12 protein-coding genes and 1 tRNA gene are annotated in these 13606 nt (G+C 61.7%); 11 read left to right on the top strand and 2 right to left on the bottom strand.

Annotated elements, in window-relative coordinates; all coding sequences use genetic code 11:
• Positions 1-25 precede the first annotated feature (25 nt).
• The 6 genes from bamB (at position 26) to hflC (ending at position 6479) form a co-directional block, all read left to right on the top strand.
• Positions 26-1177, top strand: coding sequence for an outer membrane protein assembly factor BamB (gene bamB / locus CHB88_RS08600; protein ID WP_089398917.1), 1152 nt, complete (start codon positions 26-28; stop codon positions 1175-1177).
• A 4-nt stretch (positions 1178-1181) separates the two neighbouring features.
• Complete coding sequence (gene der / locus CHB88_RS08605) at positions 1182-2525, top strand: ribosome biogenesis GTPase Der (protein ID WP_089398918.1); 1344 nt, start codon at positions 1182-1184, stop codon at positions 2523-2525.
• A 246-nt stretch (positions 2526-2771) separates the two neighbouring features.
• Positions 2772-3008 (top strand): RNA chaperone Hfq, encoded by a 237-nt coding sequence (hfq, locus tag CHB88_RS08610; RefSeq protein ID WP_089398919.1) that lies wholly within the window; start codon positions 2772-2774, stop codon positions 3006-3008.
• A gap of 28 nt (positions 3009-3036) precedes the next feature.
• Complete coding sequence (gene hflX, locus CHB88_RS08615) at positions 3037-4161, top strand: GTPase HflX (RefSeq protein WP_089398920.1); 1125 nt, start codon at positions 3037-3039, stop codon at positions 4159-4161.
• 96 nt (positions 4162-4257) lie between these two features.
• Positions 4258-5571, top strand: coding sequence for an FtsH protease activity modulator HflK (hflK, locus tag CHB88_RS08620; RefSeq protein WP_089398921.1), 1314 nt, complete (start codon positions 4258-4260; stop codon positions 5569-5571).
• Positions 5571-6479: a protease modulator HflC gene (gene hflC / locus CHB88_RS08625; RefSeq protein WP_089398922.1), complete on the top strand. Its 909-nt coding sequence runs from the start codon at positions 5571-5573 to the stop codon at positions 6477-6479. The genes hflK and hflC overlap by 1 nt, the downstream gene beginning before the upstream one ends.
• Here hflC and CHB88_RS24360 read toward each other — a convergent pair.
• Positions 6469-6657, bottom strand: a complete 189-nt coding sequence (locus CHB88_RS24360) for a hypothetical protein (RefSeq protein WP_143131190.1) — start codon at positions 6655-6657, stop codon at positions 6469-6471. The genes hflC and CHB88_RS24360 overlap by 11 nt on opposite strands.
• A 16-nt stretch (positions 6658-6673) precedes the next feature.
• On the opposite strand from CHB88_RS24360, the gene CHB88_RS08630 reads away from it, so the two are divergent.
• From CHB88_RS08630 to CHB88_RS08640, 3 genes are read left to right on the top strand one after another with little or no spacing between them, the layout of a single operon-like run.
• Entirely contained in the window at positions 6674-7825 is a 1152-nt protein-coding gene (locus CHB88_RS08630) for an ATP phosphoribosyltransferase regulatory subunit (RefSeq protein WP_089398923.1), read from the top strand.
• A gap of 4 nt (positions 7826-7829) precedes the next feature.
• Positions 7830-9128: an adenylosuccinate synthase gene (locus tag CHB88_RS08635; RefSeq protein WP_089398924.1), complete on the top strand. Its 1299-nt coding sequence runs from the start codon at positions 7830-7832 to the stop codon at positions 9126-9128.
• Positions 9129-9134: 6 nt separating this feature from the next.
• Positions 9135-9686, top strand: a complete 552-nt coding sequence (locus tag CHB88_RS08640; RefSeq protein WP_176442400.1) for a phosphoribosyltransferase — start codon at positions 9135-9137, stop codon at positions 9684-9686.
• A 391-nt stretch (positions 9687-10077) separates the two neighbouring features.
• On the opposite strand, the gene CHB88_RS08645 is transcribed toward CHB88_RS08640, so the two are convergent.
• A tRNA-Leu gene (locus CHB88_RS08645) sits at positions 10078-10164 on the bottom strand.
• Positions 10165-10338: 174 nt separating this feature from the next.
• Between CHB88_RS08645 and rnr the strand changes: the two genes are divergently transcribed.
• Positions 10339-12840 carry a ribonuclease R gene (rnr, locus tag CHB88_RS08650; protein WP_425436082.1) on the top strand — a complete coding sequence of 834 codons (2502 nt, stop codon included), beginning with the start codon at positions 10339-10341 and terminating at the stop codon, positions 12838-12840.
• 10 nt (positions 12841-12850) lie between these two features.
• A complete protein-coding gene (gene rlmB / locus CHB88_RS08655; RefSeq protein ID WP_089398927.1) occupies positions 12851-13594 on the top strand; it encodes a 23S rRNA (guanosine(2251)-2'-O)-methyltransferase RlmB in 744 nt (247 codons plus the stop codon).
• Positions 13595-13606 lie beyond the last annotated feature (12 nt).

Raw genomic sequence — 13606 nt, forward strand, 5'->3', positions numbered from 1 at the left:
CAAGAACAATAAACAAGGGGGAAAGATGCGCATTGCTGCACGACTCGTTTCGATTGGAATCATGGCTGTGGTGGCGGGATGCTCCTCGCTGAATCCGTTTGCGAAGAAGCCGGATCCGCGCACGCTGCCTGCGCCGCTGGTGGAATTCAAGCCCGCCATGTCGGTGCGGACCGCATGGTCGGTGCCGCTGGGCCGTGCCGGCAATGTGTCGTTCACCCCGGCGCTCGCCGGTGATAGCCTGTATGCGGCGGCGGCTGACGGCGCGGTGTATCGCATCGATCCGGCGACCGGCCGGGTGCAATGGAAAACGAACGCCGGCGTGCCGCTCACCGCCGGTGTCGGCAGCGACAACAGCACTACCGTGGTCGCCGGCCAGAAGGGCGTGCTGATCGCCTTCGACGCCGAGGGCAAGCAGCGCTGGAAGGCGCAGGCGCCGAGCGAGGTTCTGTCGGCGCCGGCCGTCGGGCAAGGGGTGGTGGTGGTTCGCAGCGTCGACAACCGCATCACCGCCTATGATGCCGACACTGGCGCCCGCAAGTGGGTGGTGCAGCGCAGCTCGCCGCCGCTGGTACTGCGTTCCGCACCGGGCATCACCATCGCCGGCTCGCTCGCCTTCGTCGCGTTGCCGGGTGGCCGGCTCCTGGCGCTGGAACTGAGCAATGGCGGTCCGCGTTGGGAGGTTTCCGTCGGCGATCCCAAGGGCACCACCGAACTCGAACGGGTTGCCGATACCTCAGGCGCGCCAATCGTCGCCGGCAACGACGTTTGCGCCGCTTCCTATCAGGGCCGGGTCGCCTGCTTTGCCGCCGCCAACGGCGCACCGCGCTGGGCCAAGGACCTGTCAAGCGACGTCGGCGTCGGCGTGGATGAGCGATTCGTTTTCGCCGCCGATGAGCGCGGCGCGGTATCGGCATTCAGCCGGGACAACGGCAGCGGCGTCTGGCGCAACACCAAGCTGGCCAACCGCAAGTTGACCGCGCCTGTCTCCTTCGATCGCGCCGTGGCCGTCGGCGATGGCCAGGGCTACATCCATTTCCTGTCGCGGGAGGATGGCGCCTTTCTGGCCCGAACCGCCACTGACGGCAGCGCGGTGATCGGGTCTTCGCCCATCGTCGCGGGCAACAATGCCATTTTTCAAACCCAAGCAGGAACACTGGTCGCTCTGACGACTCAATGAAGCAATGAAGCCGGTTATCGCACTCGTCGGCCGACCCAACGTCGGCAAATCCACCTTATTTAACCGGCTGACCCGGTCCAGGGATGCGCTCGTCGCCGACCTGCCTGGACTCACGCGGGACCGCCATTATGGCGAAGGCCGCGTCGGAGAGCGTCCCTTCCTGGTCATCGATACCGGCGGTTTCGAGCCGGTTGCCAAGGAAGGCATCATGCACGAGATGGCCAAGCAGACCAAGCAGGCGGTTGCCGAGGCCGATGCGGTGATCTTCATCGTCGATGGTCGGCAAGGCATGACGCCGCATGACAAGACCATCACCGACTTTCTGCGCAAATCCGGCCGGCCGGTGCTGCTGGTGGTGAATAAGGCCGAGGGCATGAAGTACACCTCGGTCACCGCCGATTTCTATGAACTTGGCATGGGTGACCCCTATGTCATCTCCGCCGCCCATGGCGACGGCGTGATGGACCTTGTCGACGAAGCCCTCAATATCGCCGAACAGCATGCGCCGCAGCAGGATGAGCCGGTGGAGCCGGATCAAAAGGGCATCCGCATCGCCATCGTCGGTCGCCCCAACGTCGGCAAATCCACGCTGGTCAATACGTTGTTGGGCGAAAACCGGGTGATTGCCTTCGACATGCCCGGCACCACCCGCGACTCCATCGAAATCCCCTTCGAGCGCGACGGCAAGCATTACACCCTGATCGACACCGCCGGCATCCGCCGCCGCGGCAAGGTGTTCGAGGCGATCGAAAAATTTTCGGTGGTCAAGACGCTGCAATCCATCTCCGAGGCCAATGTGGTCATCCTTCTCCTGGATGCCCAGCAGGACATTTCCGAGCAGGATGCGCACATCGCCGGTTTCATCCTGGAATCGGGCCGGGCCTTGGTCGTTGGCATCAACAAATGGGACGGGCTCGAAAGCGATCAGCGCGACGCCATCAAGATGGACATCGAGCGCAAGCTCAGTTTCCTTTTCTTTGCCAAGTTTCACTTCATTTCAGCGCTGCAAGCCACTGGCATTGCGCAATTGATGAAGTCGGTCGATAGTGCCTATGCCGCAGCCATGGCCAAACTGGCAACGCCCAAGCTGACCCGGGCGCTGGAGGAAGCCGTCGAGCACCAGCAACCGAAACGGCGCGGATCCATCCGGCCCAAGCTGCGCTACGCTCACCAGGGCGGCCAGAATCCCCCGATCGTGGTCATTCACGGCAACGCTCTGGAAGCCATTGATCCCGGCTACAAGCGCTATCTCGAAAAGCACTTCCGGGACACTTTTTCGCTGGTGGGCACACCGCTGCGCATCGAATTTCGATCGAGCAAAAACCCGTTTGCAAAAGACCCGAAATAGATCCAGTAAGGGGCTTCGCCGAGAACTCCGCGAAGCCTGAACCTCGCGCCGGACTCTTTCCCAAGATGTTTTTTTGACATCCTTCGGTACAGGCTGAAGGGCAGATATTGATATTGTCGAAACCAATCTTGGTATCTTGGCACAAACTTCAAAAATCGATTACATTCTACCTAGCCGGACGTCATAGGCGCTTGAAATCGCATCGAGCGTCTCCAACTCCAAAACACAACTACACACGGAGCTGCCATGAGCAACAAAGGGCAATTATTACAAGACCCGTTCCTGAATACCCTACGCAAAGAACATGTCCCGGTTTCAATCTATCTGGTCAATGGCATCAAACTCCAAGGCCATATCGAATCTTTCGACCAGTATGTTGTCTTGTTACGTAACACCGTCACTCAGATGGTCTACAAGCACGCTATTTCCACGGTCGTGCCGGCTCGCGCCGTGACTCTGAATCTTGAGCCAGACTCGGAATAAAAACATCGCTATCTCTACTTCTTCTCCCATGCGCGCCGCTCTCGTCGGCGTAGATTTCGGCAAGGGCGATTTCGCAGCCAGTCTCGAAGAGCTTTCCCTTCTTGCAACCTCGGCTGGCGCGCAACCCATCGTTACCGTCATCGGCAAGCGCTCGGCGCCGGACGCCGCCCTGTTCGTAGGTTCCGGCAAAGCCTCGGAAATTGCGCATGCCATTCAAGACAATCAGCTCGACCTGGTCATCTTCAACCATGCCTTGTCTCCCGCGCAGCAGCGCAACCTGGAGCGCGAACTGAAGGTGCGCGTCATCGACCGCACCAGCCTGATTCTCGACATCTTCGCCCAGCGTGCGCAAAGCCATGAAGGCAAGGTGCAAGTTGAGCTTGCCCAGCTACAGCATCTGGCTACCCGCCTGATTCGCGGCTGGACGCACCTGGAACGTCAGAAGGGGGGCATCGGCCTGCGCGGTCCGGGCGAAACCCAGCTCGAAACCGACCGCCGGTTGCTCGGCGAGCGGGTCAAGGCCTTGCGCACCCGGCTCGACAAGCTCCAGCGCCAGCGCGAAACCCAGCGTCGCGCCCGCAACCGGGGCAACATGTTTTCCGTCTCGCTCGTCGGCTACACCAATGCCGGCAAGTCGACCCTGTTCAATGCGCTGACCAAGGCCCAGGCTTATGCGGCAAACCAGCTGTTCGCCACCCTGGATACGACCTCGCGCCGCATCTATCTCGGGGATGCCGGCAATGTGGTGATTTCCGACACCGTCGGATTCATCCGCGAACTGCCGCACCAACTGGTAGCCGCCTTCCGCGCCACCCTCGAAGAAACCATACACGCCGACCTGCTGCTGCATGTGGTTGATGCCGCCAGCCCGGTGCGGATGGAACAGATCGAGCAGGTCAACAGCGTTCTCAAGGAAATCGGCGCCGATCACATTCCGCAAATCCTCGTCTGGAACAAGATTGATGCGGCAGACTTGTCGCCGGCTTTGGAGCGGGATGAGTATGATAGAATCCGCCGTGTTTTCATAAGCGCAAGAAACGGGGAAGGCTTGGACATTCTCCGTGACGCCATCGGCGAGTATGCCGTCGCCAGCGCTCTGGCTCCCATCGAGCGCTTGCCCATGGCCCAGCGCCAGGACGCCCGCGGCATTTGAATCCTCCGGCGTTCACGCCGTCAGCGTGGAATCCAGCATGGTCAGCAAGTAAACCCGAGAACAGTCACGCCCACCTAGCGACCGGATAACGAAAGAATGCTTGCTCCAATACTAAGAAAAATAGGCTTGAAGTTTTCGCTCAACGATCCTAGATGGGGGCGCGGCTCCCAAGACAACAATCAGCAAAACCCCGACGACAAGCGGCCCGGCGACGGTCCGCCCGATCTCGACCAGTTGTGGCGGGATTTCAACCAGCGGCTCAACCGCCTGTTCGGCAACAAGGGACGTGGCGGCGATGGCGGCCCCGGTTTCAATCCCGACATGCGCGGCGCGGGCATCGGCGTCGGTCTGCTTGCGGCGATCGTTCTATTTCTCTGGCTGGTCAGCGGCTTCTTCATCGTGCAGGAAGGACAGACCGGCGTGGTGCTCACCTTCGGCCGGTACAGCCACAGCACGGGCGCCGGCTTCAACTGGCGCTGGCCTTATCCCATTCAAAGCCATGAAGTCGTCAATATCTCCCAGGTCCGAACCGTGGAGGTCGGCTACCGCTCCAGCGTACGCAATAAACAGGCGCGCGAATCGCTGATGCTTACGGACGACGAGAATATCGTCGACATCCAGTTCGCGGTCCAGTACAAGTTGAAGAACGCGTCCGAGTGGATGTTCAACAACCGTGATCAGGAAGAAACCGTGCGCCAGGTTGCCGAGACGTCCATCCGTGAAGTGGTCGGCAAGAGCAAGATGGACTTCGTGCTCTACGAAGGCCGGGAGAAGGTCGCGCTTGATGTTGCCCAGTTGATGCAGCAGATACTCGACCGTTATCGCTCCGGCGTCCAGATTACGAATGTCACCATGCAGAACGTGCAGCCGCCGGAGCAGGTGCAGGCGTCCTTCGACGATGCCGTCAAGGCGGGCCAGGATCGGGAGCGCCAGAAGAATGAGGGACAGGCGTACGCCAATGACGTCATTCCCCGCGCCCGGGGCGCTGCATCGCGCCTGCTTCAGGAATCCGAGGCTTACCGTTCCCGCGTCGTTGCCAATGCGGAAGGTGATGCCGCGCGCTTCCGCCAGGTGCTCGCCGAATATCAAAAAGCGCCAGCCATCACCCGTGACCGCATGTATCTCGAAACCATGCAGCAAATTTTCGCCAATACCACCAAGGTCATGGTCGACGTCCGCAGCGGCAACAACCTGATCTATCTGCCGCTGGACAAGCTCATTGCGCAAACGGCAGCCGATGCCGGCGCCGCCCGGGCCGCTTCGCCGACGCAGCAAAGTCCAACCGCTGCCGGAGGCGGCACGGCCGTGGCGCCCCAAGTCAACGAAGGCTTGCCGTCGATGGATACCCCGCGTCCCCGCGAATCCAGAAACCGCGATAGCCGCGATTCTCGCGAAAGGGAGGTGCGCTGATGAATCGCCTCGTGTCTCTCGTCATCGCCGGCGTCATCGCGCTGCTGATCCTGATTTCGACCATGTTCGTGGTGGACCAGCGCCAGTACGCCATCGTGTTCGCCCTGGGCGAAGTGAAGAAGGTCATCAATGAACCCGGCCTGCATTTCAAGCTGCCGCCGCCATTTCAGAACGTGATCTTCCTCGACAAGCGCATCCTCACGTTGGACAGCCCGGATGCCGACCGCTTTATCACCGCCGAGAAGAAGAACATTCTGGTGGATGCCTACGTCAAGTGGCGCATCGTCGATCCGCGTCTTTATTTCATCAGCTTCACCGGCGACGAGCGCCGGGCCACCGACCGACTGCAGCAGATCGTGAAGGCGGCGCTGAACGATGAGATCACCAAGCGTACCGTGCGCGAAGTCATTTCCGGCGAGCGCAGCCAGGTGATGTCCTCCATCCAGAAGAAGGTCGCCGACGAGGCGGGCCAGATCGGCGTCGCGGTGCTGGATGTGCGGCTCAAGCGCGTGGATTACGTTGAGCAGATCAATGCCTCGGTCTACGACCGCATGAAATCCGAGCGGTCACGCGTCGCCAATGAGCTGCGTTCCACCGGCGCCGCCGAATCGGAGAAGATACGCGCGGACGCCGACCGGCAGCGCACTGTCATCCTGGCTGAAGCGTATCGCGAAGCAGAGACCATCCGCGGCGATGGCGACGCCAAGGCGTCGCAAATCTATGCCCATGCCTTCGGCCAGCAGCCGGAATTCTTCCGGTTCTACCGCAGTCTCGAGGCCTACCGCGCCAGCTTCAAGGGACGCAACGAAGTGCTGGTCGTGGACCCGAATTCCGACTTCTTCAAATACTTCAAAGGCACAGGAAGCGCATCCACTGCACCTTCCCCCGGGCCGAACGTCAAAAAATGACGGAAAGCGCCTGATCGTCTATACTTCGCAGTTTTGAAATAGCGCCTGTCAGGGCGCTATTTGCTGTTGAATGCCGGAAAGGCAGTGCAGCCTGCGACGGCCTCGACATTTCCTGCTTGCCTTCTGGCGTCGTGATTCGGCGGTGATCGCCAGACGTATGTTCATTATCAATCCACATCTCGAGTTATCCTTCCATGCCGACCTGGCTGCTTCCTGAAAACATCGCCGACGTGCTGCCCTCCGAGGCGCGCAAGATCGAAGAGCTGCGGCGTGCCACGCTCGACAATTTCCAGCTCTACGGCTACGAACTCGTGATGCCGCCGATGCTGGAATACGTCGAGTCGCTGCTGACAGGAGCGGGCCAGGACATGGATCTGCGCATGTTCAAGCTGGTGGATCAATTGTCCGGACGAACCCTGGGCATTCGCGCCGACATGACGACTCAGGTGGCGCGTATCGATGCCCACTTGCTCAATCGCGCTTCCGTAACCCGGCTGTGCTATGCCGGCAGCGTTCTGCATACCCGTCCTTCGGGCTTCCATGCGACCCGCGAGCCCTACCAGATCGGCGCTGAAATTTACGGCCATGCCGGTCTCGAGGCGGATGCAGAAATTCAGGAGCTGGCGCTGGCCACACTCGCGCTGGCCGGCTTTCCGAGCGTGCGGCTCGATCTGTGCCATGCCGGCGTGCTGCGCGCCTTGATTGAGAACGATCCGAAGGCCGCGAAGGCCGAGGCGCAGCTGTTCGAATTGCTGCAGGCAAAAGATATTCCGGGACTGCGCGAATTGACCGCCGGTTTCAATGTCGTCACGCGCGAGGCGCTGCTGGCGCTGCCCAACCTCTACGGCGATGTCGAAACGATCGAGCGCGCGCGCCTGCGCCTGCCCAAGCTGGCCGGCGTCACCGCCGCCCTCGATGAGCTGCAAGCCTTGATCAAGCTGGCCGGCGCCGCCAGCATCACCATCGACCTGGCCGACCTGCGCGGCTACCACTATCACAGCGGCGTGATGTTCGCCGCCTATGTGCCAGGGCTGCCCAATGCGGTCGCACGCGGTGGCCGCTACGACCACGTTGGCGAAGCCTTTGGCCGGGCTCGCCCCGCGACTGGCTTCTCCATGGATCTGCGCGAGCTGTCGCGGCTGATGCCGGTGGCCGACCGCAAGGCGGCCATCCGCGCGCCTTGGGGCCAGGAGGCGGCGCTGCGCGGCAAGATCGCCGAGCTGCGCAGGGCAGGCGAAGTGGTGATTCAAAGCCTGCCTGGGCATGAAAACGATCAGGACGAGTTCCGCTTCGACCGGACGCTTGTCAATGAAAACGGAATTTGGACACTCAAGAACTTAGGTTAAAGGTATGGCAAAAAACGTAGTTGTCATCGGTACCCAGTGGGGCGATGAAGGCAAGGGAAAAATCGTCGACTGGCTCACCGATCACGCTCAGGGCGTGGTTCGCTTTCAGGGCGGTCATAACGCTGGCCATACGCTGGTCATCAAGGGCCAGAAAACGGCGCTGCAACTGATTCCGTCCGGCATCATGCGCGAGGGCGTGGCGTGCTACATCGGCAACGGCGTGGTGCTGTCGGTGCCCGACCTGCTGCGCGAGATCGACAAGCTGCAAAATGCCGGCGTCGAAGTGACTTCGCGTTTGAAAGTGTCCGAGGCCTGCCCGGTCATCCTGCCTTACCACACTGCGCTCGACGCCGCGCGCGAAGCCGCACGCGGCGCCGCCAAGATCGGCACCACCGGCAAGGGCATCGGTCCGACCTACGAAGACAAGGTCGCCCGCCGCGCCATCCGCGTGGCCGACCTGCTCAACGAGAAGCGCTTCGCAGACAAGCTGCGCGAGAATCTCGACTATCACAACTTCGTGCTCACTCAGTACCTGAAGGCCGATGCCGTCGACTTCCAGAAGACGCTCGACGACGCGCTGGCCATCGTGCCGCGCCTGGCGCCGATGGTGACCGACGTGTCGAGCGCGCTGTATCGCGCCCATCGCGACGGCGCCAACCTGCTATTCGAAGGTGCCCAGGGCAGCCTGCTGGATGTGGACCATGGCACCTATCCATTCGTCACATCGAGCAACTGCGTGGCGGGCAATGCCGCCGCCGGCTCCGGTGTCGGCCCCAACATGCTGCACTACATCCTGGGCATCACCAAGGCTTACACCACCCGCGTCGGTTCCGGTCCGTTCCCGTCGGAACTGCCGACCGATGCCGGTGTCGGCAAGCACCTTGCGAGCGTCGGCCACGAGTTCGGCACCGTCACCGGCCGCGCCCGACGCTGCGGCTGGTTCGACGCGGCGCTGCTGCGCCGCTCGGTGCAGATCAACGGCGTGTCCGGCATGTGCCTGACCAAGCTCGATGTGCTCGATGGTCTGGAATCGCTCAAGCTGTGCACCGGCTACAGCCTGGACGGCAAGACCGTCGACATTTTCCCGGTGGGCGCCGAAGATGCCGGCCGCTGCCAGCCGATCTATGAAGAGATGCCGGGCTGGAAGGAATCCACCGTCGGCGCCAAGTCAATGTCGGACCTGCCGGCCAATGCCCGCGCTTATATCGAGCGCATCGAACAATTGGTCGGCGTACCCATCGACATGGTTTCCACCGGTCCCGATCGTGAAGAGACGATCGTCCTGCGCCATCCTTTCAAGTAATCGGTGATCCACATGCCTATTTCCGACGACAAGCATCTCTGGGTCAATTGGGACGAATATCATCACGCCATCGAACAACTCATGCGCCAGGTCCATGAGTCCGGCTGGCAGTTCGACCAGGTGCTGTGCCTGGCACGCGGCGGCCTGCGCCCGGGCGACGTATTCTCCCGTGTGTACGATGTCCCGCTGGCCATCCTGTCCACCAGTTCCTACCGCGAGGCGGCAGGCACGGTGCAGGGCAACCTCGATATCGCCGAACACATCACGATGACCCGCGGCTCGCTCGGCGGCCGCATCCTGATCGTGGATGATCTCGCCGATTCCGGGGTCACGCTGCGCCGCGTGAAGGAGCATCTCGCCCATCGCTTCCCTGCGGTCAGTGAAGTGCGTACGGCTGTCATCTGGTGCAAGGCCTGCTCGGTCATCAAGCCGGATTACTATGTGCATTTCCTGCCCACTAACCCGTGGATTCACCAGCCGTTCGAGGAGTATGACAGCATGCGTCCGGCGGAACTGGTGGAGAAGCTGGCTGGAATGGAAAAGGCCAAGGCTGAATAAGCTGGATGTCGTTTCACCGTCTGTAAAAGATCAGCGTGAAAGAGAAGGACCCGTGTTGCGGGTCTTTTCTTTTTGGGGTTCAGCGATCACCGTTCGGCTTTCCGGATGGCAGTGGGTCGATGATGCCTGTGATGTATTAGGTCTTCGCTTCTGGTCTTGCGAAGCATCGACGCGTACTATATTCAACGCGTTATGCTGGTAAAGAAGTGAAACGGTCCGCAATGCGGACCGTTTATAAGCTGGTGCCCAGAAGAGGACTCGGCCACGTTCCGCGGCCCCGGCGGGGCTGGCAGGCCCGGCCTTTCGGGTCCTCACGCGAAGCCCGCAGGGGCTTCGCTTTCTGGGCCATAAATGAAAAAAGGTCCGCGATTGCGGACCTTTTCATAAAACTTGGTGCCCAGAAGAGGACTCGAACCTCCACAGTGTTGCCACCGCTAGGACCTGAACCTAGTGCGTCTACCAATTCCGCCATCTGGGCGATGCGAAAGACCGTCATTATAGCGAAAAACGCAGGGGCGTCAATCCTTCGGGAAAGAAAGGCGGGAAGCGGCAAAGCCGAGGGTGAATTGCGCGGGACGCATTACGCTCGCCAACAAGCCGTTAGGTAAATCATCGACCAGTCCGTTACACTAGTTGAACATTTTGCAGCATCATGTCCAAAACCGAACAACAGCAAAGAGAACCACGTTCATCACCCTTGAGTCCCTACACCTACAACATTCCTAGCCGGGAGGAAATTCTCGGCATCCTGAGAACCGCCGGCGAACCGCAGACCATTGATTCGATTGCCGCAGCGCTCGATGTCAACGGAAACGAACTCGAGGGCTTGTCGCGCCGCCTGAATGCGATGGAGCGCGACGGGCAGATCAAGCCCGACCGCAGCGGCCATTACCAGCTCGCGCATCATTCCAATTTCATCGAAGGCCGGGTCTCGGGCCATCGCGAGGGCTATGGATTCCTCCTGCCTGACGATGGCAGCGGCGACATCTTCCTGCCGGAAAAGGAAATGCAGAAGGTGCTCAACGGCGACCGGGTACGCGTGCGCGTCATGGGCACCGATCGCCGCGGCAGGCCGGAAGGCACCATCGTCGAGGTGGTGGAGCGGGCCAATTCCCATGTCATCGGTCGGCTGCTGAACGAGAATGGCGCGTGGATCGTGGCGCCGGAGGACAAGCGCATTGGCCAGGACATCTTGCTGGCCGGCTCGCCGGGCAAGGCCAAGACCGGGCAGGTGGTCAGCGTCGAGCTGACCGAGCAGCCATCGCGCTTCACCCAGCCCGTCGGCAAGATCGTGGAAGTGCTGGGCGATATCGATGATCCCGGCATGGAGATCGAGATCGCGGTGCGAAAGTACGGCGTGCCGCACGAGTTCTCCGACTCTGCCCAGAAGCTGGCGTCCAAGCTGCCGAATGAAGTGCGCGATGCCGACCTCAAGGAGCGCGTCGATCTGCGCGACGTGCCGCTGGTCACCATCGACGGCGAAGATGCGCGCGACTTTGACGACGCGGTCTACTGCGAGCCGGTGAAGATCGGACGCAGCAACGGCTTCCGCCTGCTGGTGGCGATTGCCGACGTCAGCCACTACGTCAAGCCAAACGATGCGTTGGACCAGGACGCGCTGGAGCGCAGCACCTCGGTCTATTTCCCGCGCCGGGTGATCCCGATGCTGCCCGAGAAGCTGTCCAACGGACTGTGCTCGCTCAACCCCCATGTGGACCGGCTGACTCTGGTGTGCGACATGGTCATCACGGGCAAGGGCCAGATCAAGGCGTATCAGTTTTATCCGGCGGTGATGCACTCCGCTGCCCGCTTGACCTACACCGAAGTCGCCGCCGTGCTGGCCAACACCAAGGGCGTGGAGGCGACTCGCCGCGCCGGCCTGTTGCCGCATCTCATGCACCTGAACGAGGTGTTCCGCGCGCTGCTGCAGGAGCGGCAGGCACGCGGCGCGATCGACTTCGAGACCACCGAGACCTATATGGTGGTTAACTCGGCCGGCAAGATCGAGCAGATCCTGCCGCGCACCCGCAATGATGCCCATCGCTTGATCGAAGAATGCATGCTGGCGGCGAACGTCTGCGCCGCCGATCTGCTGGCCCGCCACAAGCAGCCGGGGGTGTACCGCGTGCATGCCGGTCCCACCAAGGAAAAGCTGAACCAGCTGCGCACGTTCCTGCGCCAGGTCGGCCTGACCCTCGGCGGTGGCGACGAGCCGGCCGCCTCCGATTACAAGGAGGTGATGGAGAAGATCCGCACCCGGCCGGATGCCACGCTGCTGCAGACCATGCTGCTGCGCTCGATGCAGCAGGCCGTGTACAGCCCGGACAATATCGGCCATTTCGGCCTGGCTTATGAAGCGTATGCGCACTTCACCAGCCCGATCCGCCGCTATCCGGACTTGCTGACCCACCGTGCCATCAAGGCCATCCTGCAGGGCAAACGCTATGAACCCAAGGGCATCGACACCAGCAAGCTGAACACCATGCTGTCGCCGGCGGCCCGGAAGATGGCGGCCCAGGACAAGGCCAACGGCAAGAAGAGGGCGGAAGGCGATCTCGCCATCTGGGATGCGCTCGGCGTGCATTGCTCCGCCAATGAGCGCCGAGCCGATGAAGCTTCGCGCGACGTCGAGGCCTGGCTGAAGTGCTATTTCATCCGGGACAAGCTCGGTGAAGAATTCACCGGCACGATTTCATCGGTCGCGCCGTTCGGCATCTTCGTGCAGCTGGATGCGCTCTACATCGAAGGCCTGGTGCATGTCACCGAACTCGGCGCCGACTACTTCCAGTACGATGAGGCGCGGCATGAGCTGCGCGGCGAGCGTACCGGCATCCGCTACCAGCTCACCGACCGCGTGACGGTTCAGGTCAGCCGCGTCGATCTCGATGCGCGCAAGATCGATCTGCGCCTGGTGCAGGAAACGGATTTCCGCACCATGCTGAAAAACGAGGCGCGCCGGGCCGACGGAGAGAAGGGCCGAGACAGAAAAGAGAAGAAGGAAAAGCCGCCCAAGACGGCCGCGACCAAGACCGCGCGCAGCCGCGCGCCGGCCACTGCAAAGAAGTCCGCGCCGGCCAAACGCAGCAGGGCTGCGCAGCAGGTGGAAACGCCGCGCGCGGCGAAGAAAGCCAAGAACGGCAGGAAGAAGCGATAAGCACGCCAGCATGAAGAGCAAAATGATTTTCGGCTTTCACGCCGTCACCTCCAGGCTGCGCCATGACGCGTCGTCAGTCGAAGAAATCTATGTGGACGTTCAGCGCCACGACAAGCGCATGCAGGATCTGCTGCGTGCCGCCGAGGCAGCCAAGGTCAGGGTGATCCATGCCAACGACCAGCGCCTCGACGGCATGGTCGGCACCCGCCGCCATCAGGGCGTGGTCGCCAAGGCAGGCGAGCTGTCGCTGGCGCGTAACATCGACGAACTGCTGGATGGCATCGAAGGTCCCCCGCTCCTGCTGATTCTCGACGGCATCACCGACCCGCACAATCTCGGCGCTTGCCTGCGGGTCGCCGATGGCGCAGGCGCCCATGCGGTGATCGCGCCCAAGGACCGCGCGGTAGGATTGAACGCCACCGCCGCCAAGGTGGCCAGCGGCGCGGCCGATACCGTGCCCTACATCACCGTCACCAACATCTCGCGCGCCATGCGCGAACTGCAAGAGCGCGACATCTGGCTGATCGGCACAAGCGACGATGCGGAGAAGGGCCTGTACGAAGCCGATTTTTCCGGCGCAGTGGGACTGGTCATGGGCTCCGAAGGCGAGGGCATGCGCCGTCTCACGCGCGAGAACTGCGATTTCCTCGTCAGCATCCCGATGTTCGGCTCGGTGGAAAGCCTCAACGTTTCTGTCGCCTCCGGCGTCTGTCTTTACGAAGCCCGTCGTCAGCGTCTCGCCAAAGCAGGCTGAGCGACTGCGACG

It is taken from the genome of Noviherbaspirillum humi, from assembly GCF_900188095.1.
GTDB classification, from domain to species: Bacteria; Pseudomonadota; Gammaproteobacteria; order Burkholderiales; family Burkholderiaceae_D; genus Noviherbaspirillum; species Noviherbaspirillum humi.

Excerpts from the sequence above, each read along its gene's own strand:
- bamB (WP_089398917.1), top strand. The coding sequence starts at position 26 with ATGCGCATTGCTGCACGACTCGTTTCGATTGGAATCATGGCTGTGGTG.
- der (WP_089398918.1), top strand. The coding sequence starts at position 1,182 with ATGAAGCCGGTTATCGCACTCGTCGGCCGACCCAACGTCGGCAAATCC.
- hfq (WP_089398919.1), top strand. The coding sequence starts at position 2,772 with ATGAGCAACAAAGGGCAATTATTACAAGACCCGTTCCTGAATACCCTA.
- hflX (WP_089398920.1), top strand. The coding sequence starts at position 3,037 with ATGCGCGCCGCTCTCGTCGGCGTAGATTTCGGCAAGGGCGATTTCGCA.
- hflK (WP_089398921.1), top strand. The coding sequence starts at position 4,258 with ATGCTTGCTCCAATACTAAGAAAAATAGGCTTGAAGTTTTCGCTCAAC.
- hflC (WP_089398922.1), top strand. The coding sequence starts at position 5,571 with ATGAATCGCCTCGTGTCTCTCGTCATCGCCGGCGTCATCGCGCTGCTG.
- CHB88_RS24360 (WP_143131190.1), bottom strand. The coding sequence starts at position 6,657 with ATGTGGATTGATAATGAACATACGTCTGGCGATCACCGCCGAATCACG.
- CHB88_RS08630 (WP_089398923.1), top strand. The coding sequence starts at position 6,674 with ATGCCGACCTGGCTGCTTCCTGAAAACATCGCCGACGTGCTGCCCTCC.
- CHB88_RS08635 (WP_089398924.1), top strand. The coding sequence starts at position 7,830 with ATGGCAAAAAACGTAGTTGTCATCGGTACCCAGTGGGGCGATGAAGGC.
- rnr (WP_425436082.1), top strand. The coding sequence starts at position 10,339 with ATGTCCAAAACCGAACAACAGCAAAGAGAACCACGTTCATCACCCTTG.
- rlmB (WP_089398927.1), top strand. The coding sequence starts at position 12,851 with ATGAAGAGCAAAATGATTTTCGGCTTTCACGCCGTCACCTCCAGGCTG.